The sequence below is a fragment of the Fluviicola sp. genome (assembly GCF_029266855.1).
Classification (GTDB): Bacteria; Bacteroidota; Bacteroidia; order Flavobacteriales_D; family Crocinitomicaceae; genus Fluviicola.
The window spans coordinates 143,350-166,595 of the sequence record NZ_JAQSWB010000004.1 but is presented as its reverse complement, the minus strand read 5'-3'; the positions used below and the strand labels follow the sequence as shown (position 1 = coordinate 166,595).

Genomic DNA, 23,246 nt, shown 5'->3' with positions numbered 1-23,246 from the left:
ACAAGAATAAATTTAAAGTGGATGAGCAAACAAAAGCGTCATGTACTTTCATTAGAAACTTCTGTAGACTTTGAACTAATCGGTATCTGTTCTCACCACAGTGATTACCGCTTGGCTTGGGGAATCAACAAAATTCTGGAACTTGAGCTGACAAAAAGTGAAGAACCCTTTGTTATTCAATCCCGAAAAGGCGCAATTGTTTCACAACACAGTTTTCATGTATTTATCGATGAGGTAGATCACATGGAATGGTATTTAATTAAGAATAAATCGGAAGGTAAATTCCTGATTCCGGAAAAGAACCAAATTGACTACTTTTTAATTCTAAGAGAGAATGTACTTCACGACTTAGATGATTTGGTAGAACGAATCCGCGAATCAAATAGTGTAATGGCTGCATATGTTTTCGAAGCCGGCGCAATTCCTTCTGCAGAACTAATAATTTTCGAATGAAAAAAACAAAAATTGTAGCAACCTTAGGTCCTGCCACTGCAGATAAAGAAGTATTAAAACAAATGATATTGGATGGTGTGAACGTTTGTCGTTTGAACTGTTCACACGGCTCTCATGAGGATCACAAAAAAAGTATTGACCTGATTCGCGAGATCAACAAGGAAACCGGTTTGAATGTGTCGATCCTGGCAGATTTACAAGGCCCTAAGATCAGAACCTACGAGATGGAAAACAATGGGGTAATGATGACAGAAGGTTCTATTGTTACCATTGTAACCGAGCGTGTTATGGGTACGGCAGAGAAATTCGGAATCAGTTATTCCTTCATGCCGCGCGATGTGCAACCTGGTGAAAGAATCCTCTTGGATGATGGAAAACTGCAAATGGAGATCGTATCAACTAACGGTGAATCAGAGATCAAGGCAAAAATCATTCATGGTGGAATTCTTTCCTCCAAAAAAGGAGTGAATCTTCCGAATACGAAAATATCCTTACCGTCTCTAACTGAAAAAGACAGAGAGGATTTGGAATTTGCGCTGAATAATGATGTGGATTGGATCGGATTGTCATTTGTGCGTTCTGCAAGAGATATTATTGAATTGAAACACATTATCTCCAATCGTCAGGCAAAAGCATTGGTGGTAGCTAAGATTGAGAAACCTGAGGCAATAGATGATATTGATGAAATTATCAAAGCAACGGATGCTTTAATGGTTGCTCGTGGTGACCTGGGTGTTGAAATTCCATACCAGAATGTTCCGCTGATCCAGAAAATGCTGATCCGTAAAGGACACCAGCATGCAAAACCGGTTATCGTAGCTACACAAATGATGGAAAGTATGATCACGAATGTTACACCAACCCGCGCAGAGGTAAATGACGTAGCCAATGCAGTTTTGGACGGGGCAGATGCTGTTATGCTTTCGGGAGAAACATCCGTTGGTAAGTTTCCGAATGAAGTCATCCGAACCATGGTGAACATCGTGAATGAAATGGAAAAATTCGATGGAATTTATCACAAGGATCAGCTTCCGGATAAGTCGCAATCCCGCTTTATTTCAGATTCGATCTGTTTTAATGCCTGCCGGTTAGCGCAGCGTGTTGAGGCCGATGCCATTATCACAATGTCTTATTCCGGGTATACCTCTTATAAAATTGCATCCCAGAGACCCAATGCCCCGATTTTTGTTTTCACAGGGAACAAACAAATCATTACGCAATTAAGTTTGGTTTGGGGAGTAAGAGCATTTTATTATGATAAGAAAGTAAGTACAGACCATACGATTGCGGATATCAAATACCTCCTGACAAAAGAAGGATTGTTGAAGCAGGGTGATTTGGTGATCAATATCGCTTCCATTCCGATTGAGGAAAATGGAAAATCGAATATGTTGAAGTTGAGTTACGTAGAGTAGCTTGGCTTGTAATGGGTGTATTATCAGTGCTGTCCCAATATTGGGACATTGGGATTTTGGAAAATTCCAAATTCGGATTTTAGTCTAACTTTCCGGCTAAAGTAAATCCAACGCGCTTAGCAAACTGCTTCCCCTTATCTTCTATAGAAAATGCTTCGATCACTGCAATATAAATTCCGATCGGGGCTTTTTGATTGTTTGACATTATTCCATCCCAGGTAAAGCTTCCCTGCTGACCTAGTAATTCGCTTGAGAATAAGGTGTGTACTTCGCGACCCTGATTGTCAAATATTTTGAGTGTGGCAGTCATTCCAACTTCAAAATTGTACTGGAACAAGATCACATCCTGGAAACCATCATTGTCCGGAGAAAAAATGGGTTCTGTAGTTCCGAAGGTGGAGGATACACTTCCCGACATGTACTGGGAGTTTATTCTGCCTGGTGTTCCAAATCCAACCGTCTCGGCAGCTGTATGCCAGTTGGAAGCACTTGATGAGGCTCCTTCCGGGTTGATCCGCTCCAATGTTTTGTTTTCGGTATTATCGATTAGAGATAAATGCCAGTCTTCATAATAAGTAACCTGATCGATAAGCAACGAATCATAAAGCAATTGAATGGTTGAAAAATCATTATCCAAAGATGGAAGACCGGTTAAGTAAAATCGTCCCGCAACGGACTGTGGAAAAGTGCTTTTTTGATAAGCGCTGTCGGGAGTTAATACTACGTATGAAGCAGGATTCAGGAAATAGTTTTCGGTTAATTCAACAGTATCTCCATCCAAATTCGCAATGATCAGATCATTCAGATTAATCACTTTGGAAGAACGGTTATAGATTTCTACAAAATCTGATCCACCGCTTGCCGGGTCAAATAAAATCTCATTGATAACCAAATCTCCCGCATGAGGAACATCAGCTAAAGCAAAATCTCCGGATAAAGTAGCGCTGTTTAACCAGCAATCGCTCACCGGCCCGTAGGATAGGGTATAATGTTGACTTAAAGCCAAAGTCTCATTAAATGTAATTACAGCCTGCTTACTAAAAGCAGATACAACAGAGATCGATTGAACACTTAAGCTGGGATTTGTAACCAGCGCAGCATTGACCAAACTTGCAGAATCCATTCCTTCTGAAAAGTGCACTTCCAGGTAATTCGGACTGAATGCGATCAAACTTGTTATATGCGGAGCTTGTGTGTCGGGAGTAATGTCGTAAACCGAGTTTTGAACACCGGGGGTTCCTCCTGTCACGCTATTGGAGGCAATCCAGTTCGAAGCATTAGAGCAGGGATCATTCGGATTAATTAATTCCAGAGTATATCCTCCGTCTTCTTTTACCGGATCCTGGTACCAGGAATCCGTAAACGAGATTTTATCAATGAGCATTCCACTATCATCTTTCAGAACCACGTCGTCACCGGAATTATTATAACTTGGAAAACTGCTTACTCCATATGAACCTGGAAAATCCGGTGTACTTGCACTTGCACAAAGGATTTTGTATTGACCTGGATTAATAAATCCGGATAAAATTGTTCCGTCACCGCTTTGGTCACCCAGTTTCCAGCCCGATAAGTCAATGTACTTGTTGCTTTTGTTATAAATTTCGATAAATTCCAGTTCAGGTAGACCGATTATTGGCGAGGGATCTACCATAATCTCGGAAATGATCACATCGCCTTTCACAGCATTTTCTCCTACCAGGTAAGTGAAACTTCCGGTCAGATTAGTAGCCGCATTCCCAAAAACATCTTCAATGCTTGAAATGCTTATCGCATAGCTTTGTCCGTTTGTAAGGGGTGTTCCCAAAATGAGATGAAGCAAAGCGTTGTTCGTTCCGTCAACCGAGACATTGGAAACCGGAACAACCGGATTTAATGAGTAATTGCTGTTTTGGAGATAAGCAGTTCCTCCAACCGTTTCGCTAAATAATAAGTCTATTTGAGTATTGGTAATAACTGTTGAACTGACCAAAGTTGGGGCCTGGGTATCTACGATTTCGTTTCCTATATAAATCTCATCGTAGTAAAACTTGCTGGCGTTTGAAGCAGTATAAGTTTGAGTCACTCCGAAATGTGTTCCAAGCAAAACAGTGACATCAGTTCCCGTATAAGGACTTCCATAATTTGTTCCTCCGCTTGCATCTACATACAAGTTCCAGAGCCCTGTATTGTCCCTTACCACCTTTACCCGTGTTGTAAACGAAGCGGCGATCTGACCGTCAGGTGATGCACAGATTTGGGTGGAAACTCCGGAAACGATTTTGTACAGTCTTACGGCATCTGTCGCTCCGGCTTCTCCGAACTGAAGGTAAAAACCATCAGGGTTTGTACTGAGATCAGCGGCCGTCGAAGTAAGATATACTCTTCCGAAATTACTTGAACTTGGTGCAAAGGTCTGACGAACCAATAATTCCCATTGTTTATTATCCAGGGAAGATAAATTGTGCGGAATTGACAGATAAGAACTTGCAGCTACGGTATTGCTTAGTTGTAATTCCTGGCTTGGGTTTACAATATAGGTCGAATTAGTACCGCTCCAAACAGGATTTGCTGTGAAATCTCCGTCGGAGAAATCATCCGTTACCTGGTTCCAGCCCAATAGAGGAAAAAGTAGTGTAAGAACAATGAAAAGTGTTTTCATATCATTAAGTCGGACTAAATATACAAAAGTCCGACTTTATGAAGAAGTAAAATTCAATAGTTTGGATAGAAATTTTTGACTACACTTTTATTGAACATGGCAATATTGCAATGTTTAAATTTTGCAATATTGAAATTTTGCAAAGATTATTTCAGTGTTCGCTCCGGAATTTGCTGATTGATCAACTTTTGAATAGCCTTCAAAGAAGCTTTTTCCTCGCTTGAACACATAGTGTATGCAACTCCGCTTGAACCTGCACGACCTGTTCTACCGATGCGGTGTACATACGTTTCTGCTACTTCCGGAATTTCAAAATTGATTACGTATTCCAATTGGTCAATATCAATCCCGCGGGATGCAATATCGGTTGCAATTAAAAAACTGACAGTACGATTCTTAAATCCTGCTAAAGCTCTTTCACGTGCATTCTGAGATTTATCGCCATGAATTGCTTCAGCGCGGAGTCCTGATTTTGTTAACTCACGGGCAACACGGTCTGCACCATGTTTTGTACGTGTAAAAACAATCGCATGAGAAATGTTTTCTGTTTTGATCAGTTGTTTCAGGAAATTGCGTTTATCAGCCTTTTCAACATAGTATACAAACTGATCAACAATTTCTGCTGTAGAAGAAACCGGGGTAACTCGTACGTTTACCGGATCAAATAAGATGGTTCCTGCAAGCTCCATAATAGTTGGAGAAATAGTTGCAGAGAAAAAGATGTTTTGTTTGTTTTTAGGCAAACGCGGAAGGATTTTTTTGATATCATGGATAAATCCCATGTCCAGCATACGGTCTGCTTCGTCCAACACAAAATGTGTGATCTTGGACAAATGAATATGACCCTGGTTCATCAAATCCAGCAATCTTCCGGGAGTTGCAACCAGAATATCGACTCCGGCATTTAACTGATTGACTTGCTTGTTTTGATTGACACCACCAAAAATTACCATTGATCTTAGCTTGGAAAATTTCCCGTAAGTTTTGAAACTATCATTGATTTGGTTCGCTAATTCTCTTGTAGGAGCTAGTACCAAACAGCGGATAGGTCTTTTTCCTTTTACCTGGCCATCCGGATCCAGATGTTGTAAGATAGGCAATGCAAAAGCTGCAGTTTTTCCCGTACCTGTTTGAGCACAACCAAAAAGGTCTTTACCTTCTAATAAACTGGGAATGGATTGTTCTTGAATAGGTGTTGGTGTAGTGTATTCTAATTCTTTTAGTGCATCCAATAAATGTGGAAGCAGGTTTAATTCATCAAATTGCATGAAATTGTTCTGTAAAATTGTCCGAACTGATTGTCACGTGTGGTGAACTTTTCCTCACTTCAAATCGGCAGAAAATGATTTTTCCAGTGCAAAGGTACGATATTCAAGTGAGAATGGATAATTGAAAATTGAAAAGGGGAATTTCCTCGTAGGTAGGAATGCTATTTCTTCTAAGTTTTACATTTTCAATTTTCAATTACTTTCACCTCAAAACAGTGAAATAAACTTATTTTTGTCAAAAATAGTTTGGTTATGAGAGTAGCAGTTGTCGGAGCAACAGGAATGGTAGGAAATGTAATGCTGGAAGTATTAAGAGAGCGGTCATTTCCCATTACAGAATTAATACCTGTTGCGTCTGAAAAGTCGGTTGGTAAGATGATCGAATTCGGAGGTTTGGAATTCCCGGTTGTGGATTTGGCTACTGCTGTAAACATGAAACCCGACGTGGCTATTTTTTCCGCGGGTGGTGAAACTTCACTGGAATGGGCTCCGAAGTTTGAGGCTGTCGGTACAACGGTGATCGATAACAGTTCGGCATGGAGAATGCATCCGGATAAAAAATTGATCGTTCCTGAAATCAACGGAGAGAGCTTAACAGCTTCTGACAAGATTATTGCGAATCCAAATTGCAGTACCATCCAGCTGTTAATGGCGCTCGCTCCTTTACATAAAGCTTATGGCGTGAAACGAGTAGTTGTTTCGACATATCAGTCAATCACCGGAACGGGTGTGAAGGCTGTTCAGCAATTGGAGAACGAACGCGCCGGTATTTCCGGGGAAATGGCTTACAATTACCCGATTGATAAAAATTGCATCCCTCATTGTGATTCCTTCCTGGATAACGGCTATACCAAAGAGGAAATGAAATTGACAAATGAGACGAAGAAAATACTGGATCCTGCAATTTCAGTTACGGCAACCGCTGTACGTGTTCCTGTTGTTGGTGGGCATTCTGAAGCTGTGAATGTAGAATTCGAAAAGGAATTCGATTTGGCGGATGTTCGAAAACTGCTTCATGAAACTCCGGGAATCACTTTAAAAGATGATCCGACTACCAATTCCTACCCGATGCCTCGTTTTGCCCAGTCTAAAGACGATGTGTTTGTAGGAAGGATCCGAAGAGATGAAAGCCAGGAAAAAACATTGAATATGTGGGTCGTAGCAGATAATTTGAGAAAAGGTGCTGCTACAAATGCGGTTCAAATTGCTGAACTTCTGATAAAGAAAGGGATTTTAGTGCCAATGACTGCGGGAACACACAATTAATCACTTCCATTTTCGTTATAGGCGTATGCAGAACAAAATTCTGGTTTTATTGATTTGTATTTTAACTTCGTATTCATGGAGTCAAAAGGCGCACAGACATAACGGCTGGTCGCGTTCTGAAATTGGCTTCATGGTTGGGGGAAGTTATTATATTGGGGATTTGAACCAGGCACATTTCAAGCGTACGAATATCGCAGGTCAATTGCTTTACCGTTATAATATCAATGCACGTTTGGCCTATCGCTTGAATTTCACATACGGGAAAATTGAAGCATATGACAGTGAACAGAAATTGGATTTCTATAAAAACAGGAATCTGTCTTTTCAATCTGATTTATTTGAATTCGGATCCGGAATCGAAGTCACCTATTTTCCATTTGAGATTGGAAACAGGCGGTATAAAGGAACCGCTTACTTGTTAGCTGAATTATCGTTAACAAAGATTAATCCGATGACAGATTATAACGGGACCATGACTGAACTGCAGCCATTAGGAACCGAAGGTCAGGGAACCGAATTATCTGATAGAGGAAAGTATTCAAGAATTCAATTGGGGGTTCCGCTTGCAGTGGGAGCCCGTATTTCTCTTACTCCGAATATCGGTTTAAATATCGAGTACGGGATCCGTTTTCTGTTTACGGATTATCTGGATGATGTAGGCGGATACCGCTATGCAGACCCTTTGCTTTTGGCTGCTCAAAACGGACCAACCTCTGCGGCATTAAGCAACAGAAGTTTGGATGGTAATCGTTTCGGACAAAGAGGAAACCGCGCTTCCAGGGATTGGTACACTTTCTTCGGAATTGGTCTGATGATCCGTATGGGCGGGAAACAAAGCTGTCCACAACCCAAATAGAAAAATCCAAATTATAACTTGCTTCGGTCTTAAATTCCAAAGTCTAGTTTAGAATCAAGAATCTAACTAACGTCAAAGCAAAGCCTTCATTCGGCATTCGTAATTAGTTCGGATAATAAGGCGAAATCATCAAATAAACCACACATTTAGGTTTCCTGACAACCACAACTCAGTCTGTATTTTTCTAATAGTTATATGCTGAGTATGAGGGCGACTGGTAAGGGGATTTATGTACTTAAAACAGGTAACACCAAAAGTTACATAAGAAAGTAACGAAAAATGAAATTTAGGAAATTGATTTTTAATAAGACAGCTATTCAAACCTTTGCGTTCTTTCACTCTTTGCGGTTAAATAAGGTAGGATTTATAAACCGCAGAGAAACAGAGAGCGCAAAGATTTAGAACTTACCTGTGTTAAATACATAATTCCCACTGGTAAGCGCCCTTAGAATCTGTGCATCTGCGGTAAAAAATGAGGAATGTTTTTCTTACATAACCTGCTCTTTTAATCAGCTTAGTCCAATTTAGGAATCAATTCGGATAGTAAGGCGAAATCATCAAATAAACCACCACTCCGCTTGCAGCAACATAGAACCACAAAGGCCAGGTAATTTTCGTCCATTTACGGTGCTTATCGTATTTTCCTTCCCAGGCATACAAATAAGAGAAAAGAACCATAGGAATCACAGCCACACTTAAGATAATGTGCGTGATCAATATTAAATAGTAAGCGATTTTGCTTGCAGATGACAGGGTCTTCAGCTCGTATTGTTCCAATTCACCGCTTCCGTTTAAATCACCATAAACCGTTGGATCGGAGGTCATATGATAAGCAATGTAACACAAAAGAAATAAAACTGATAGTACCATGCAAACTTTAATGATTGCTTCGTGCAGGCTGATTTTCTTTTGTTTGATGGCAACTAAGGCGACAACTAAAAGAATGGCTGTCAGACCATTGATACAGGCATAAATTGACGGCAGGAAATGCCAGTCATATCCTTCGATTTTTACTTTAAACAATGCTGCGACTACAAGTGGTATAACGATAGAAAGTGCAATAATCAGTTTGCGAATCCCATGTTTAGTGCTTTGAGTTGATTCCATATTCAATTTCTAATAATTTGCGTAGGTCTTTATTTAATTTATCGACCTCCCGTGTTTGAGTACCACGATAAACTCCTCTGACATATCCTTCACGGTCAACTAAAACCATCCCGTCACTGTGTGCAAAACCACCGGCTGCCATAGGGTCTTTATCCGCATGTACCATGAAATGCATAACTCCAAGACGGTGTGTTTTTGCTTCGTCACCGGTGAAAAAATGCCAATTGCTTGCCTGAATCCCGTTGTTTCGGATATAATTCTTTAAAACGTGTGGTTGATCGGTTTTCGGATCAATGCTGAATGACATAAACTGAACCTCCGAAGCAAGATCTTTAGTCAGTATGTTCAAGCGCTTCATTTGCGAGATCATTGGCGGACAAATACTCGGACAGCTGGTAAAGAAAAAATTGGCAATCCATACCTTTCCTTTCATAGACTTCGAGGTAATTACCACGGAATCCTGGTTCAGGTAGGAGAATGCCGGTATTTTCGGGAAAACTGTATCGATTGACTGCACACCATCCGTTTCGGAATAAACGATGTCGTAGTTCCCGAAATAGGGAAGGGCTTGCGGTTTCTTCTCTTCTGTTTTACAAGCGGAGAAAAGGATTAGAGCCAACGCGACATAGATTACTTGTTTCATTGTTCTTTCGCTTTCTTGAGTTTGAATGCTTTGATATCGTATTCTTTTTCCAAAAGTGCCATGTGATCACGCATCGTACGAATTGTACCTTCTGTTTTTCCAGGCAAGACCATTCTCAAGTGATTGCTTTTATCCGAAAGGAGCATCAATTCCTGGAAACCGAAACCGCCGAAGTATTTTTTATCTTCCTGAAGCAGGGTTTGACCATTGTGTTTGATGTTGTAAAGAGATTTTGCATCTCCTGAAAGTACCAGCCAGATAGAAGGATCAAATCCCTCTACGCGATCTCTTAACATGAATTCCACGTCCTTGATGTGTTTGTCGGGATTACCCGCCCCGTCTGTAAGAATAGAGATCAGTTTGACATGATGCAGTTTCTTTTTGTTTTCACGAAGCGTCTGGTAAATTAATTGATCCAGGTGCCAGATTGTTACACCGCAGGAATCCGGGCAAGAGGGTTGAATGGTAGTATAAAGTACAATCTGATTCTTAAAAGAGTCGTTGGTATATACCTTTCCATTCGCATCCGTTAAGGAGAATTTTGGAATTGCTCCGTAGTCATCCAGCTCTTTGAATTTGTGTTCGCAGCCCCGAGTGGAAATGAATATTAAAATAAGAGCCGGTCCGAATAAAAGCAGTAGTGCGAACACTGATTTTAACGAACCGGCCTTAGAATTTGACTTAGCCATTGGCTATAAATCGTTTAAGTGAAAACTATCCTCCGTATGTTTCCCAAGCTTGATGAACTGCATTAGCTTCAGTCAGAGCAATGAAAATAAGGTATATAACAAATATAAAATACGGAACTAAAATGCAATACTTCAATACTTTTCTTTCATCACCTAAGTGCATGAATACAAGTACAATGTAACCTGCTTTCAACAAAGTCAAACCGATGAACAGCAATTTAACTACCCACCAATACGGGTTGTCCTGGTGAACCATTGCACCTACGGCAACTTCAAATGCTGTAATTACAGTAAGGATCGCTGTTACTAACCAAATTTTACGACGAATCTTCTTACCAGCCTCTTCGCTATGGTGAGCATCTAATGAATATTCAATAATATCGTCTCTTTCCATGATATATCGTTCTAAAAAATTAAACTAAGTAGAAGAATGTAAATACAAACACCCATACTAAATCGACAAAGTGCCAGTACAATCCTGTTTTCTCAACCATTTCGTAATGTCCGCGTTTGTGATATGTTCCTCGGGAAACACCCAAGAAGATCAAAATATTGATCATTACTCCGGAGAATACGTGGAATCCGTGGAATCCGGTAATGAAGAAGAAGAATTGACCGTATTGAGAAGGACCGTATTCGTTGCTTTGAAGATCTGCTCCGTAAATGATAGCTCCTTTTTTACCTGAATTAACAGACTCCCAATATTTCACTTCAGCATCTTTTCCGTGGATCTTAGTTACTTTAGGTAATGAGTGCTCATTTCCGTCAGTTTTGATGATCAATTCCATATGCTCATCGTGGTGTTTTTTCCATGTAGCAACAGAACCGTCGTGAAGTGTAATTTTCCCGTCCTTCACTTGTCCGTTCATTACCGCTGTGCGGAAGTGGTGGAACAATTCGTCAGGAGTTTCTTTGATCACATCTCCAACTTTGTGGTGTTTTCCTGCCTGAACTACTGTAAAGCTTTCCAGATCTCCGAAATGACCTTTAACAATAGCACGGGATCCTGTATGTTCTCCGGATAGAATTTCAACGCTTCCGAAATGAGAACCGTGGATAAAGTGAGACCACTCCCATGCCTGGGAACCCAGGAAGAAGAAACCACCGATGATCGTAGCGATCATCCACTTCATAACACCTTTCTTATCCATTCGGTGACCTGCCTCAACTGCCAATACCATCGTAACCGAAGATACGATCAAAATAAAGGTCATTAATGCAACATACATCAAAGGATAACCGTGACCTAAGAAAGGTAAGGAGTCAAAAGTCTCTTCACCGATCGGCCAGGCAGCCTGTGTTGTGTGGCGCGTATAACCATAAGCAACTAACAATCCACCGAATGTCAATGCATCCGATACCAAGAAAAACCACATCATAAGCTTTCCGTAACTTACGTTAAACGGAGAAACCTTCCCGCTCCAAGCGGTTGCAGCGTCGACATGTGTTGTAGCGTGTCCAGCCATTTTATAATTTTTTGTGCAAGTTTAATGAATAAAAAGCAAAAAAAGCAACAAATAGATCCATAATACGCCTAAAAAATGCCAGAAAATAGCAAGAGTGCGCACAGGAAGAAAATTATCAGCAGCTAATTTACCTGAGAATGAACGAATTGAAGCTCTGAATACAAATATCAGCGTAACTAAAATATGTAATAAGTGCAAAAAGGTCAATATGTATAGATAGGAAGTGGCTGTATCGGAAGACGAATCCATCTTAAGCTGAAGTGGCGCGCTTAAAGGAATTCCTTTATAATAAAGGGTTCTGTCTTTGTAGTCCAGTTCCTGTTTCTTATAATAGATTTTAAAATCTTTTCCATATTTTCCAGCGTGGTAAAAATCGCCTCTCCCGTCACGAATATGCCAGGAAAATTCTTCCAGTCGAATCAGATCAACGCGTTTCAATTCAACAGTATCCTGGACAAAGAACTTTCCGTTCTTTAGGCTTACCGGTTGACTCTTATATAGAATAGTGTATTTGTCCAGACCACTAATCTTAGGATCTTTGACTTTTGTAATTCGCTCAAATTGTTTTGCAAAAGCGCCGATTTCTTTTTTCTGCTCTTCAGAAATAATTTTTCCGGCAATCAGGTAATCGTTTCCGTCGACTTCCATGTATTTCCCATCCACCTGAAGCTCGTAATACGTGCCGTAGCGCCCTTCGGAAACCGTGATTTTGGAAGACAGGAATGCCCCGTTCTGATAAAGCTCTTTATATCCTTTAAACTGGAAATATGCAAATCCAACTCCCAGGATAAAAGTTAGCGGAACAATCGTTTTCAAAATCCCTGCATTCCCTTTCTGAGCAGCTTTAATCCCAAAGAACAGGACGATACTGCTTAAAATGATTAATGCTGTGGAAATATAAAATGCCGGTGGGAAATTGTATTTGACCCAAAAAGTATCTCCTGCACTTACAATGTAACCTGAAGATAAACCTGCAAATAGCATCACGATGCTGAAAATCCCTACGTAAATGAGGTTTTTTCGCATTTTCTCCCGAACCTCGGGAGTTAATTCTTGATTATAATCGTTTTGTGACATATTATTTTAAAAAAAGTGTAACGTGTTCCCCAAGAGCAGCTTTAATTGCCGGAAGATTTCTGTCGAACACATATAAAAATTGAACAACTGGTAACCAGATAAAGGAGGCAAACATCAGTTTTCTGGCATCTGCAATGGTAAGGCTCAAGAAAAGTTTGTAGGCTTGAAGAAAAAATAAGATTGAACAAGTTCCTGCTACAATTAAGGTAATGTCACTAGTCCAGCCCATTAACCATGGTAATAAGGAAAAAGGGATCAATGCCAGCGAGTAAATAACTATCTGAAAAGCAGATCCTTTTGTGCGCCCATCCTTTGATGGTAGTAATGAAAATCCTGCTTGCTGATAATCATCGTAAACAACCCACGCAATTGCCCAAAAATGCGGAAACTGCCATACGAATTGCACAAAGAACAGAACTCCTGCAACCAAGCCTAGCTCTCCCGATTCCGTTCCTGCAACAACACCGATCATGGGTGGAAGTGCCCCAGGAAATGCCCCCACAAAAACCGCCCAGGTGGAAATGCGTTTCATTGGAGTGTAGATGAAAACATAGGAAACAAAGGCAGCCAAACCAAGAAGCATGGATGCCAGGTTCAACTCATGAAGCATCCAAAGACCCGGCAGTAAGCAAGCGGCTACCACGATCAGGCCTTCATTTACTGACATTTCTCCCATGGGAAGTGGTCTCTTTCCTGTACGGTTCATCAAAACATCCAGTTCCCGTTCCCAGATTTGATTGGAACCGTTGGAAGCAGCTGTTACCAGCAAACCACCAAGCATTAAGTAAGTCATTTCCAGTCCGTCATGACCTCCTACAAATAAATATCCGGAAAGGGCAGATAGAATAACAAGGGCTGAGAGTCTGAATTTGGTGAAATTCATGTACATCTTCACTTTTTTTCCGATACCCATAATTACTCTTTTTAAAGATTGTGCAAATGTACGCATCAAGTTGTGAAGTTGTACCCAACTCCAATCCAAAATTTCAATTCGGGTTTAAATTAGATTGATTTTAGATAAAGATTATTTCAAGTATTCTTAAAAATGAACCAAATGTTACTTCGTTCCCACCTCTTATTAATTTATATGTGTTTGATTTAACTTTAAAGATACCTTTGTTCTGTATCAGGTTATGAGTTTCTTTTTGAATACTCAAAAATCGGGTCATAGGTGTGTTAGTTTGAGGGAGGAAGTGGTAAGCCTCCCTCTTTTTTTTGTCAAAAATCCTTCATATTGAAAATCATCTTTTCATTTTGATAAGATTAACATACCAAGCCTAAGACATTACCGCTTCATACATTTCCTGAACATTCCTTTATTTATAAGTGGTTTCGGCTTCATTTCAGATCTCCCGGTTTCTTTTGGCATAAACTTCGTTAAACCCCCGACGGAATTAAATGCACGATTATGAAAAGGATACTGGTATTAACGTTGTTGGTTGTTTGTGCAGGGTTCACTATTCAATCATGTAAGAAAGACAATAAGGTCTCTCAGGGACAAATGGAAGTTAGAATGACGGATTCACCCGGGGATTTTGTAGCCCTGAATGTTGAAATCATGAAGGTGGAAGCGTATTTGGAGAATTCGGGCTGGGTTACTATCAATGAAAGCACTCAGGAGATTAATATTCTCGACCTGACCAATGGTGCAGAAGTTACCATTGCAAGCGCTACAACTGTTCAGCCGGGTACATACACCAAACTTCGGTTGACGTTTAGCGGCGAAAACAGTCTGTCTTTCAATGGTACAAATGGCCTCAACACGGTGAATTTATCATTTAGCTCAAATGTTTCTCACCAGGTTGAAGTCCCAATTCATTGCCAGGTAAACAGCGGAGTAACATCAAGTGTTTTGCTGGACTTCAATGTGGGCTCATCTGTTATTCAAGCAGGCGGAGGGTATATATTGAATCCTGTTCTGACTGAAATCTCCGATCCGGACACCGGGGTTCAGGGACATGTAAGCGGTACAACAAAAGCAGCAATCAGTTTAAGTAACGCATCGCACAATGCAAGCACTTACACAAACGCGAATGGATATTTTTTAATTAAAGGAGTTCCGGATGGAACCTATCTTTTGAAGATTGAGGCGAAAGGACTTGGTGAAGTGGTAGCATCTCAAAAGAGCATACAAAACGTAACGGTTTCTAAAGGCCAGATCAAAAGTCTAGGCTCGATTCAAATCTAAAGTTTTGTGTAGATGAAGGTTAACGAAAAAAGGATTTCAGCAATGGGATCCTTTTTTTATTACCTGATTTTTCGCTCGTTAAACAGGCGGCTCCGGATACCTAAACAAATCAGCGGATCGGTGTTTGATCCCATTTCTCCCCAGCTGTATTGCAACCCGGCCTGAAGATAGAGTTCCAATTGCAGTTTGTCCAAAGTCGTAGAGGCATTTGCCTGAAGTGAGACAGCACGTTGGGTAAGACCCTGACCTATTGTGTTTTCGAATTCTTTTGGATGTGAAGTGTAGCTTTTATAAATATCACCTCCGTAACTGACAGCAGAATCATCATATCCTTTCAGGTAGAAAGAGGAGAAAAGTGTTAATTGAAAGTTCCTGAATGGAATCCGGGCTGTTGCAATCAGTTCGGCAAAGTTGCTTCCCAGGTAATGACCAAGCGGCAGGCCGAGAGAACCGTTGTTTTGCCCTGAAGAAATATGCGAGAAAGTGTACGGCCGGACTAAATTTCCTTCGAAATGATAGGACCAGCGCTTAAACTGACCCTTGACTCCCAATTGCAGCCCGTATTTATTTGCCCACCATTTGGAACGTTTGGTAATTTCTCCCAATACAAACTCGTCCAATGGTAATTGAAAGTAAATACAATGCTTTTTGTTTGAAAAATAATAAGATGACTGCAGGGCGAGTAATACGTTGTCTGTAGAGCCCAAACTGTATTCCTGCGGACGGAAGAAAACAAAGGGGTTTAGGTATTCTACTTCATATCCGCGCTTGTAAGTGCTGTCTTTAGACTGGAAGATGACGGATTCCAAAAGCATAATATTGAAATTGGATCCGATATTCATGCTCAGGTAATGAGTGGTGTTGTATTTCCAGTCGCGGGTTTTGTTTGCCAGGTTATTTTCATGTAAAAACTGGTAGAGTAATCCGTATTCGAGGTTCCAGAAATTCACTCGGAACTGGACAAAAGGATTTGGAGCAACCTGGTCTCCCTGGATTAATGAACGGTAACCTTCACCAAAAAACTGGTTGTCAATTCCTGTACTGATGTGAAGCATGTCGTTCGGCGTATAGCCAATGCGCGTGCGGATATCTGTGAACCAAAAGGAATTCCGATTGTGTAAAGGAGAAAATGCCACGTGGGTTTGGGTGTAATCTTCTCTTAAGCTCCAGCCGGATGTAAGCTGAGTGCGGTTATACCACTTGCCCCATGTTTTTTCGAAATTGAAACCGATTGCGGCTCGGTAACTCACTGCGGTATCGTATTGAAAATAACTGTCACTTGCAGGTAAAATGGCAAAACTGCGATGCGAATTTTTCGCACTGAACGGAGCCTTAAAAATGTTGGTTTCGCTGGAAAGTGTGAGCGAGTCTGTCAGTGAAGGTGGTTGTGGTTTTCCGATAACAAACCGAATCGCTGGCTGAATGGAATGATGGATTGTACGTGAAGGTGCAATGTCAGACTTCAGGTTGAAGTGACGAATGCGATCAATCGTTCCTTGCGAATAACTTAGGAAAGCGCAAATGAATGCTGCTATGAGAAGTTGGATCCGCATCAGAAGTCGAAATAATGATTATTAAGTGCTGTTCGAATTCCTACATTGAACCAATAAGATTGTCCGTTTTGCAGCGGATGATTAACCAGGCGTAGTTTTGCAGCGCCGAAGATTTCTAATCCGTAAATGTGATTGAAGTTATATCCGAATTCCAGGTTTTCATAAAATACTTGCTGAATCGTACCTGAATGCAGTTCATATACTGGCAACAACTGTCTGTAATTATCGGACTGACTGAGGTAGAAGTTGGTGGATGAACTGATAAATAAATGATTCCATTCTGCACGAAGTCTCAGGATCACTTCATCTACCCCGGCTCCCATCGGGTGTCCGATCGGAAGATTGAAATTGCTGTAGTTGATCCGTGGATTGGAAGATCTGTAGGCGTTTGAAGAGGTGTGGTTGTACTCCAGGTGGACCAGGTAGTTGGGAGATTTGAATGGCCAGTAACGAATCCCGATCTGACCGACATCACTGGATTTGGAATACAGGTTTCTTCCGTATTGTCCGTATAAAAGGATTTTCCAGATTCTCCAGTTCAGATCCAGGCCTAAATAAGCATAGCTTTTTCCATTGATTCCTTCCTGGATTGTTGCAGCCCCCGGAATCGGAATATAAAATCCACCTTCAACCGCTTGTTTCTGGATAGAATCTCCTCGGGTCCAGGTTCCTCCCTCAATCAACCCTATTCGAAGATGTTCGGTCGGCTGGAAATAGATGGATCCGATACTTAAGGCTTTTCGTTCATACAATGCTTCACCGTTTGTTGCATATGGAATTCGGAGCATGTTTAGCCCTTGCATGCGGATCAGTTGGAAGTTCCATTTTTTACCTAATGTATAATTCACCCGGAAGTTCATTGTTGGAAGCGAATTATCGGAATAAATTACCGAACGGTAACCACTACCGACAAAAATCGGATTATTCCCCGCTGAAACGGATAAATTTTTTAAAACTTGCCATTGTAACATTCCTGTCGCATAAGCGTAATCAAATCCATTGGTCTTAAATGGTTTTGTACGTGCACCTCCGGGAATCACTGCATTGACCTGGTAGTAGCCGGAATCTGAACTATTCGGATAAAATTCCCCCCTGTTTGTAGCATATTGCTGAACGTAATACGGAAGAATCGCTTGATTTTCATAAAAAGACCCGGAGAAAAACACTTTGTCTTTCATGCTGCCTTCTATCCGGAGTCCACGGACATTCAAATATTGCCGCATACTTGTGTCTCCGCGTTCTGCACCCATTTGAATATCTAAGATCGGACTTACCCAAATGGCACCTTCTTTTTTAATGAGCTGAATGATTTCGCGTTGATAGATATAGTGTCCGACGCTTGAATAACGCAGCTTTTGTTCTTTTGTCGTATTGTAATAATTGACCTGCTTGTCGCTTACCGGAAAAATCGGTGCAAAAGATGAGTCAGTGAAGAAAGAAATATCTTTGAAGTAAGATTCGATGGGTAAAACACGGTATTGCTGTCCATAAATTATGGAAACCAGAAAGAATGAAAAATAGATATTTAAAAGTAGTTTCATTTATTCAATCGGTCAATGACAGCTTTTGTTTTCACTATGAAATAAGGATTGTATAAGTTTTCTTTATTGTAAACAAGCGCCTGCCCCGTTTCGGCATGTACGACCGTTCCGCCCAGAGCTTCTATGATTGCTTGTCCGGCGGCAATATCCCATTCCATTGTCGGTGCAAATCTCGGATAAACATCTGCTTTTCCCAAAGCTAAGTCGAAAAATTTTAAAGCACTTCCTTTTTTGATGAATTCCACTTCTCCGAAAAGTTCCTGCATGGATTGGTTGAATTGGAGATCATTTCCTGAATAATGTGATCTGCTTCCGGCAATCTTGAAGGGTTTGTTGATTTCTGTTTTAGGAGAAATTACTTTCCAGTTTTCAGTTTTTTCAAGATCATTAAAACCCAGTAAATTAACAGGGATATCTTTTCCGCCAAAGATAATTTCCTGTGTTGCCGGGGAAACAATGAATCCCAATACGGCTTGATTCTGATGAACAAGTGCAATGCAAATGGCAAATTCCCCGTTTTTTCGGATAAATTCTTTTGTCCCGTCCAGTGGATCAACAATCCAAACGGTATCCCACGATTTTCTAATTTCAAAGGGAGAGTTAATACTTTCCTCCATGATCGTAGGAATCCCTGTTTTTTCAAGCGTACTTTTGATAATTGAATTGGACAGAAGATCGGCTTGGGTGACAGGGCTTCCGTCTGCTTTCATCGAAGGATCAAAACCTGTTTTATAAATATGCATAATAGCTTCTGAGGCTTCAATACAAGCTTTAAGAACAAGAGGTATAAAAGTCCGGATCTCTGAGATAATCATCGGTTAAAAGTAGTGAGAAAAGGGAAACATTGAAGCTAAATTTAGTTGAAAGTGAAAATTAACTACATTACATAACCAGCACCATTTTTTCACCACAAATGCGCAGATATTTGAGGCGCTTACCAGTCGCCTCTGCCCATGTGAATAGAGATTAACCATTTACTTTTGCATAAAAAGCGAGTGCGGTAGCCGAGCTAATAATTTGTGCATTTGTGGTGAAACAGAAAAGCAGTATGATTCAAAATATGTTTAGTAGGTAGGCTAATTCCTTTTAGTACCATTTCTTGCTCAAATTTAATCGCCAGTTAATTTCCTATCTGTATCTTTGAATAAATCACATTCATATTACATGAATAGAAACAAAACATTCAAGAATATACCTGATTTCAAACTTTCTCCGACAGTTGATAAAGTTGGAGTGGAAGAACGGGTAGCCAGGTTTCAAACAAGAAGTATCAAGAACGAATCAAAAGTTCAGGGCTTGAAACTTGTATTGAATATGATTGACTTAACCACCCTGGAAGGGAAAGATACACCCGGAAAAGTACGCCAACTCTGCTATAAAGCTCAGCACTTACATGATCTTCAGGAAGGATTACCGACAGTGGCTGCAATTTGTGTTTATCCGACGATGGTTGCGGAAGCCAAAAAGGCACTGGGTAATTCGGGCATTAAAGTGGCATCGGTTTCTACGGCTTTTCCCAGCGGACAGTCGACAATGGAGATCAAGCTGCTTGACACTAAATTTGCAGTAGATAATGGTGCTGATGAAATAGATATGGTCATTTCCCGCGGTAAATTTTTATCCGGGGATTACAATTTTGTCTTTGATGAAATTGCAGCTATCAAAGAGGCTTGCGGCAAAGCACGGTTGAAAGTGATCTTTGAAACCGGTGAATTGGCATCTTTGGACCAGGTGCGCAGGGCAAGTGATATTGCCATGTATGCAGGTGCGGATTTCATTAAAACATCAACCGGTAAAATTCAGCCCGCTGCAACCATGCAGGTAACTTATACCATGTTGTGCGCGATCAAGGATTTTTACCGTAAAACGGGAGTGAAGGTGGGAATGAAACCTGCCGGTGGAATTTCATCTTCAAAATTGGCACTGCATAATTTGGTGATGGTGAAAGAAACCCTTGGGAACGAGTGGTTGAACAACGAATGGTTCCGCTTCGGAGCAAGTTCCCTGGCAAACGATGTGCTGATGCAATTGGTGAAACAGGAAACAGGGCATTATCAAAGTGCTGATTATTTTTCTATTGATTAATTTATTTCCCCCTTCGGAGGGGGACTAAGGGGGAGGATATGTCAAAACATAAACATAAAAAAACCGAAGCTTTCGACTTCAATGGTGGATGGGATTACAGCCCAAGTCCGGAAAGTACTGGTCATGTGAAACTGAAGGAACGTTACGATTTGTACATCGACGGGGAGTTTGTTGCACCGAATTCCGGGAAGTATTTTCAAACGACAAACCCGGCTACGGAAAAAGTGCTTGCGGAAGTAGCACATGCTGATGAAAGCGATGTGGATAAGGCTGTGAAAGCTGCCCGCAAAGCATACGAAAACGTTTGGTCCAAATTATCGGCGAAAGAACGAGGGAAATACATTTACCGCATCGCCCGCCTCATGCAGGAAAAAGCCCGTGAATTGGCTGTGGTAGAAACCTTGGACGCAGGGAAAACCATCCGTGAGTCCCGCGATGTGGATGTGCCGCTGGCTTGCAATCATTTTTTCTATTATGCAGGTTGGGCGGATAAACTTGAATACGCATTTCCAAACAGAAATGTAAGTGCTTTGGGTGTTACCGGACAAATTATTCCATGGAATTTCCCGCTCCTGATGGCTGCCTGGAAAATTGCCCCGGCTTTGGCAGCAGGAAATACGGTCGTTTTAAAACCGGCAGAAACAACACCGCTCACAGCCATGCTCTTGGCCGAGATCATTCACGAATCAGGTTTGCCGGCTGGGGTAGTGAATATCCTCACAGGTTACGGAGATACGGGTGCGGCAATTGTCAATCATCCGGACATCAATAAAATTGCTTTCACAGGTTCTACCAACGTCGGAAAGATTATCCAAAAAGCGGTTGCCGGAACCGGAAAGAAATTAACCTTGGAATTAGGTGGTAAATCGGCAAATATCATTTTTGAAGATGCACCGATTGACCAGGCAGTAGAAGGAATCGTAAATGGGATTTTCTTTAACCAGGGTCACGTTTGTTGCGCAGGTTCGCGTTTGTTCGTACAGGAATCTGTTGCAGATGAGGTGATTCAGAAATTGAAGGACCGTTTGGATACTTTGTATGTCGGCGACCCGCTTGATAAGAATACGGATATTGGGGCAATCAATTCCAAAGAACAACTGGAGACAATCCGGAAATATATTAAAATTGGTAAAGACGAAGGAGCAAGTATGTACGAAAGTTCGTGTGAGCTTCCAAAAAAAGGATATTTTGTTCGACCGACATTATTTACAGATGTGGCACAATCAAGCAGAATTGCCCAGGAGGAAATCTTCGGCCCGGTTCTTACGATTCAAACATTCCGTACAATCGATGAGGTGATTCAAAAAGCAAATAATTCACCTTATGGACTGGCAGCCGGTGTTTGGACAGACAAAGGATCCCGCATCTTCAATATGACCTCGAAATTGCGTGCCGGAGTTATTTGGGCGAATACCTACAATAAATTCGACCCGACTTCACCTTTTGGCGGTTACAAAGAAAGCGGATTTGGTCGTGAAGGAGGTTTACAGGGATTGGGAGCTTATTTGAAAATAGAACGATAATTATTGCATATAAATTGGGGAAATCCTCCCCCTCAGTCCCCCTCCAAAGGGGGAAGCGGATTGGATCTCTCCCTTCGGAGGGAGATAAAAGAGGGAGGAAAAACGAGATTCTATAAATTATGTCAAGATTGGAAATACTAAAAACATACAAGATCTTCATCGGCGGACAATTCCCAAGAACGGAATCCGGAAGGTATTACACTCCCTTGGATAAGAAAGGTCAGCCTTTGGCGAATATGTGTTTGTCATCGCGGAAAGATTTTAGAAATGCAGTAGTAGCAGCGCGAAAGGCTTTTGGATCCTGGTCCGAGAAAACAGCATTTAACCGCGGACAGATCTTATACCGAATTGCAGAAATGCTGGAAGGCCGTAAGACCCAGTTTGTGGAAGAATTGGTAAAACAAGGAAGTACAGAAGCAAAAGCGAAGCAGGAAGTGGAATTGGCGATTGATCGATGCGTTTATTATGCAGGATGGTGCGACAAATACCAGCAGGTTTTCAGTTCGGTGAATCCGGTGGCAAGCAGTCATTTCAATTTCTCGGCTTTGGAACCAATGGGAGTTGTGGGAATTATCGCTCCACAAACAAACGGCTTGATTGGCTTGGTGTCAACTATTTTACCTGTAATTGCGGGAGGAAATACCTGCATTGTTTTGGCTTCGGAGAATTTGCCTTTGTGTGCTATTACCTTTGCTGAAGTGCTTGCAACTTCGGATTTAACAGCCGGGGTAGTCAATATCCTGACGGGAACTGAAAAGGAACTGGTGGAACAATTCCACAGCCACATGGATGTGAATGCGGTAATTTACGCCGGTGGAAATAAAGAACATGCTTTGGCCATTGAAACAGGGGCAGACTGCAACGTGAAGCGTGTATTTGTTTATGCGAATGATTTTACCAAAGCAACAGATGAAAATCCGTATTACATAACTGACTTGCAGGAGCTAAAAACAACCTGGCACCCGATTGAGAATGTGGGTGGGGCGACAAGCAATTACTAAACCCGGGATAAAATGATCATTACTCAGCAGATAGAAGATGCTGTTTTGGGTTTCAATGCTATTTGGGTAGTAATTCATTTTAGCTATTTCAGCTTTTATTACAGCCGATACAGTGCCTGTTTCCATAAATTGAGGTCCATGGACCTACTCGAAAAGGCAAATTTATACGAACAGGAATTAATTGACATTACCAGGGAGAATACCTGGAAGAAAATCAAAAAACTGCAGCGAATATCTTATTTTCCAACCTTAGGAATTGCCGTTTTGCACCTTGTTGTTTTCTATTTCTATTGGGAACGGGAAATTTTTGGAGCGTACTACACCAGCGCATTTTATATTTTGATTGGTGGATTGGTCTTCATGTTTTTAGCAAATAAAACTCAGGGTGCACGAGTGCTTAGAGGGGGAAGAGGAGGAAGAGGATCATTCTTTAGGGGACCTTTTTGAAAAACAGACATATAAGGAAAATATCAA

General features: G+C 41.1%; 21 protein-coding genes. 9 read left to right on the top strand and 12 right to left on the bottom strand.

Going from position 1 to position 23,246, the window contains the following annotated elements:
• Positions 1-21: 21 nt before the first annotated feature.
• Positions 22-453: an IPExxxVDY family protein gene (locus K0S23_RS11010; protein WP_300357149.1), complete on the top strand. Its 432-nt coding sequence runs from the start codon at positions 22-24 to the stop codon at positions 451-453.
• On the top strand, positions 450-1,868 hold the full coding sequence (gene pyk / locus K0S23_RS11005) for a pyruvate kinase (RefSeq protein ID WP_300357146.1): 1,419 nt from the start codon (positions 450-452) through the stop codon (positions 1,866-1,868). The genes K0S23_RS11010 and pyk overlap by 4 nt, the downstream gene beginning before the upstream one ends.
• 79 nt (positions 1,869-1,947) lie before the next feature.
• Here the strand turns inward: pyk and K0S23_RS11000 are convergent, their stop codons facing one another.
• Positions 1,948-4,509: a lamin tail domain-containing protein gene (locus tag K0S23_RS11000; protein ID WP_300357144.1), complete on the bottom strand. Its 2,562-nt coding sequence runs from the start codon at positions 4,507-4,509 to the stop codon at positions 1,948-1,950.
• 146 nt (positions 4,510-4,655) lie between these two features.
• Positions 4,656-5,777 carry a DEAD/DEAH box helicase gene (locus tag K0S23_RS10995; RefSeq protein WP_300357142.1) on the bottom strand — a complete coding sequence of 374 codons (1,122 nt, stop codon included), beginning with the start codon at positions 5,775-5,777 and terminating at the stop codon, positions 4,656-4,658.
• A gap of 252 nt (positions 5,778-6,029) precedes the next feature.
• Between K0S23_RS10995 and K0S23_RS10990 the strand changes: the two genes are divergently transcribed.
• On the top strand, positions 6,030-7,043 hold the full coding sequence (locus tag K0S23_RS10990; RefSeq protein ID WP_300357140.1) for an aspartate-semialdehyde dehydrogenase: 1,014 nt from the start codon (positions 6,030-6,032) through the stop codon (positions 7,041-7,043).
• Between the two features lie 25 nt (positions 7,044-7,068).
• A complete protein-coding gene (locus K0S23_RS10985; RefSeq protein ID WP_300357137.1) occupies positions 7,069-7,899 on the top strand; it encodes a DUF6089 family protein in 831 nt (276 codons plus the stop codon).
• 531 nt (positions 7,900-8,430) lie between these two features.
• Here K0S23_RS10985 and K0S23_RS10980 read toward each other — a convergent pair.
• The 7 genes from K0S23_RS10980 to cyoE are packed head-to-tail and all read right to left on the bottom strand — an operon-like array spanning position 8,431 to position 13,794.
• Positions 8,431-9,006, bottom strand: coding sequence for a DUF420 domain-containing protein (locus tag K0S23_RS10980; protein ID WP_300357134.1), 576 nt, complete (start codon positions 9,004-9,006; stop codon positions 8,431-8,433).
• The gene (locus K0S23_RS10975) at positions 8,984-9,649 is read right to left on the bottom strand and encodes an SCO family protein (RefSeq protein WP_300357131.1); all 666 of its coding nucleotides are present in this window, start codon (positions 9,647-9,649) and stop codon (positions 8,984-8,986) included. Before K0S23_RS10975 ends, K0S23_RS10980 begins: the two co-directional genes overlap by 23 nt.
• A complete protein-coding gene (locus K0S23_RS10970; protein ID WP_300357129.1) occupies positions 9,646-10,338 on the bottom strand; it encodes an SCO family protein in 693 nt (230 codons plus the stop codon). Before K0S23_RS10970 ends, K0S23_RS10975 begins: the two co-directional genes overlap by 4 nt.
• A gap of 25 nt (positions 10,339-10,363) precedes the next feature.
• Entirely contained in the window at positions 10,364-10,732 is a 369-nt protein-coding gene (locus K0S23_RS10965) for a cytochrome C oxidase subunit IV family protein (RefSeq protein ID WP_300357127.1), read from the bottom strand.
• A 19-nt stretch (positions 10,733-10,751) separates the two neighbouring features.
• Positions 10,752-11,804 (bottom strand): cytochrome c oxidase subunit 3, encoded by a 1,053-nt coding sequence (locus K0S23_RS10960; protein ID WP_300357125.1) that lies wholly within the window; start codon positions 11,802-11,804, stop codon positions 10,752-10,754.
• Between the two features lie 21 nt (positions 11,805-11,825).
• Positions 11,826-12,881 carry a hypothetical protein gene (locus tag K0S23_RS10955; RefSeq protein ID WP_300357123.1) on the bottom strand — a complete coding sequence of 352 codons (1,056 nt, stop codon included), beginning with the start codon at positions 12,879-12,881 and terminating at the stop codon, positions 11,826-11,828.
• Position 12,882: 1 nt separating this feature from the next.
• Positions 12,883-13,794 (bottom strand): heme o synthase, encoded by a 912-nt coding sequence (gene cyoE, locus K0S23_RS10950; protein ID WP_300357121.1) that lies wholly within the window; start codon positions 13,792-13,794, stop codon positions 12,883-12,885.
• 495 nt (positions 13,795-14,289) lie between these two features.
• Here cyoE and K0S23_RS10945 point away from each other — a divergent pair, with 495 nt between their 5' ends.
• Complete coding sequence (locus K0S23_RS10945; RefSeq protein WP_300357119.1) at positions 14,290-15,069, top strand: DUF4382 domain-containing protein; 780 nt, start codon at positions 14,290-14,292, stop codon at positions 15,067-15,069.
• A gap of 59 nt (positions 15,070-15,128) precedes the next feature.
• On the opposite strand, the gene K0S23_RS10940 is transcribed toward K0S23_RS10945, so the two are convergent.
• Genes K0S23_RS10940 through K0S23_RS10930 form a run of 3 tightly spaced genes read right to left on the bottom strand, consistent with a single transcriptional unit; the run spans position 15,129 to position 18,978 of the window.
• Entirely contained in the window at positions 15,129-16,622 is a 1,494-nt protein-coding gene (locus K0S23_RS10940) for a hypothetical protein (protein ID WP_300357116.1), read from the bottom strand.
• Positions 16,622-18,163 (bottom strand): hypothetical protein, encoded by a 1,542-nt coding sequence (locus K0S23_RS10935; RefSeq protein WP_300357114.1) that lies wholly within the window; start codon positions 18,161-18,163, stop codon positions 16,622-16,624. Before K0S23_RS10935 ends, K0S23_RS10940 begins: the two co-directional genes overlap by 1 nt.
• Positions 18,160-18,978 (bottom strand): 3'(2'),5'-bisphosphate nucleotidase CysQ, encoded by an 819-nt coding sequence (locus K0S23_RS10930; protein ID WP_300357112.1) that lies wholly within the window; start codon positions 18,976-18,978, stop codon positions 18,160-18,162. The genes K0S23_RS10935 and K0S23_RS10930 overlap by 4 nt, the downstream gene beginning before the upstream one ends.
• A 349-nt stretch (positions 18,979-19,327) precedes the next feature.
• On the opposite strand from K0S23_RS10930, the gene deoC reads away from it, so the two are divergent.
• The 4 genes from deoC to K0S23_RS10910 all read left to right on the top strand — a co-directional run bounded on the left by deoC (position 19,328) and on the right by K0S23_RS10910 (position 23,219).
• Positions 19,328-20,248, top strand: coding sequence for a deoxyribose-phosphate aldolase (gene deoC / locus K0S23_RS10925; protein ID WP_300357110.1), 921 nt, complete (start codon positions 19,328-19,330; stop codon positions 20,246-20,248).
• Positions 20,249-20,286: 38 nt separating this feature from the next.
• Positions 20,287-21,771, top strand: coding sequence for an aldehyde dehydrogenase family protein (locus tag K0S23_RS10920; protein ID WP_300357108.1), 1,485 nt, complete (start codon positions 20,287-20,289; stop codon positions 21,769-21,771).
• 119 nt (positions 21,772-21,890) lie between these two features.
• The gene (locus K0S23_RS10915; protein WP_300357106.1) at positions 21,891-22,772 is read left to right on the top strand and encodes an aldehyde dehydrogenase family protein; all 882 of its coding nucleotides are present in this window, start codon (positions 21,891-21,893) and stop codon (positions 22,770-22,772) included.
• A 12-nt stretch (positions 22,773-22,784) separates the two neighbouring features.
• Positions 22,785-23,219: a hypothetical protein gene (locus K0S23_RS10910; RefSeq protein ID WP_300357103.1), complete on the top strand. Its 435-nt coding sequence runs from the start codon at positions 22,785-22,787 to the stop codon at positions 23,217-23,219.
• The last annotated feature ends 27 nt before the right edge of the window (positions 23,220-23,246 follow it).

What these genes read in the sequence shown, in the direction of transcription:
- K0S23_RS11010 (WP_300357149.1), top strand. Translation starts at nt 22, where the DNA reads ATGAGCAAACAAAAGCGTCATGTACTTTCATTAGAAACTTCTGTAGAC.
- pyk (WP_300357146.1), top strand. Translation starts at nt 450, where the DNA reads ATGAAAAAAACAAAAATTGTAGCAACCTTAGGTCCTGCCACTGCAGAT.
- K0S23_RS11000 (WP_300357144.1), bottom strand. Translation starts at nt 4,509, where the DNA reads ATGAAAACACTTTTCATTGTTCTTACACTACTTTTTCCTCTATTGGGC.
- K0S23_RS10995 (WP_300357142.1), bottom strand. Translation starts at nt 5,777, where the DNA reads ATGCAATTTGATGAATTAAACCTGCTTCCACATTTATTGGATGCACTA.
- K0S23_RS10990 (WP_300357140.1), top strand. Translation starts at nt 6,030, where the DNA reads ATGAGAGTAGCAGTTGTCGGAGCAACAGGAATGGTAGGAAATGTAATG.
- K0S23_RS10985 (WP_300357137.1), top strand. Translation starts at nt 7,069, where the DNA reads ATGCAGAACAAAATTCTGGTTTTATTGATTTGTATTTTAACTTCGTAT.
- K0S23_RS10980 (WP_300357134.1), bottom strand. Translation starts at nt 9,006, where the DNA reads ATGGAATCAACTCAAAGCACTAAACATGGGATTCGCAAACTGATTATT.
- K0S23_RS10975 (WP_300357131.1), bottom strand. Translation starts at nt 9,649, where the DNA reads ATGAAACAAGTAATCTATGTCGCGTTGGCTCTAATCCTTTTCTCCGCT.
- K0S23_RS10970 (WP_300357129.1), bottom strand. Translation starts at nt 10,338, where the DNA reads ATGGCTAAGTCAAATTCTAAGGCCGGTTCGTTAAAATCAGTGTTCGCA.
- K0S23_RS10965 (WP_300357127.1), bottom strand. Translation starts at nt 10,732, where the DNA reads ATGGAAAGAGACGATATTATTGAATATTCATTAGATGCTCACCATAGC.
- K0S23_RS10960 (WP_300357125.1), bottom strand. Translation starts at nt 11,804, where the DNA reads ATGGCTGGACACGCTACAACACATGTCGACGCTGCAACCGCTTGGAGC.
- K0S23_RS10955 (WP_300357123.1), bottom strand. Translation starts at nt 12,881, where the DNA reads ATGTCACAAAACGATTATAATCAAGAATTAACTCCCGAGGTTCGGGAG.
- cyoE (WP_300357121.1), bottom strand. Translation starts at nt 13,794, where the DNA reads ATGGGTATCGGAAAAAAAGTGAAGATGTACATGAATTTCACCAAATTC.
- K0S23_RS10945 (WP_300357119.1), top strand. Translation starts at nt 14,290, where the DNA reads ATGAAAAGGATACTGGTATTAACGTTGTTGGTTGTTTGTGCAGGGTTC.
- K0S23_RS10940 (WP_300357116.1), bottom strand. Translation starts at nt 16,622, where the DNA reads ATGCGGATCCAACTTCTCATAGCAGCATTCATTTGCGCTTTCCTAAGT.
- K0S23_RS10935 (WP_300357114.1), bottom strand. Translation starts at nt 18,163, where the DNA reads ATGAAACTACTTTTAAATATCTATTTTTCATTCTTTCTGGTTTCCATA.
- K0S23_RS10930 (WP_300357112.1), bottom strand. Translation starts at nt 18,978, where the DNA reads ATGATTATCTCAGAGATCCGGACTTTTATACCTCTTGTTCTTAAAGCT.
- deoC (WP_300357110.1), top strand. Translation starts at nt 19,328, where the DNA reads ATGAATAGAAACAAAACATTCAAGAATATACCTGATTTCAAACTTTCT.
- K0S23_RS10920 (WP_300357108.1), top strand. Translation starts at nt 20,287, where the DNA reads ATGTCAAAACATAAACATAAAAAAACCGAAGCTTTCGACTTCAATGGT.
- K0S23_RS10915 (WP_300357106.1), top strand. Translation starts at nt 21,891, where the DNA reads ATGTCAAGATTGGAAATACTAAAAACATACAAGATCTTCATCGGCGGA.
- K0S23_RS10910 (WP_300357103.1), top strand. Translation starts at nt 22,785, where the DNA reads ATGATCATTACTCAGCAGATAGAAGATGCTGTTTTGGGTTTCAATGCT.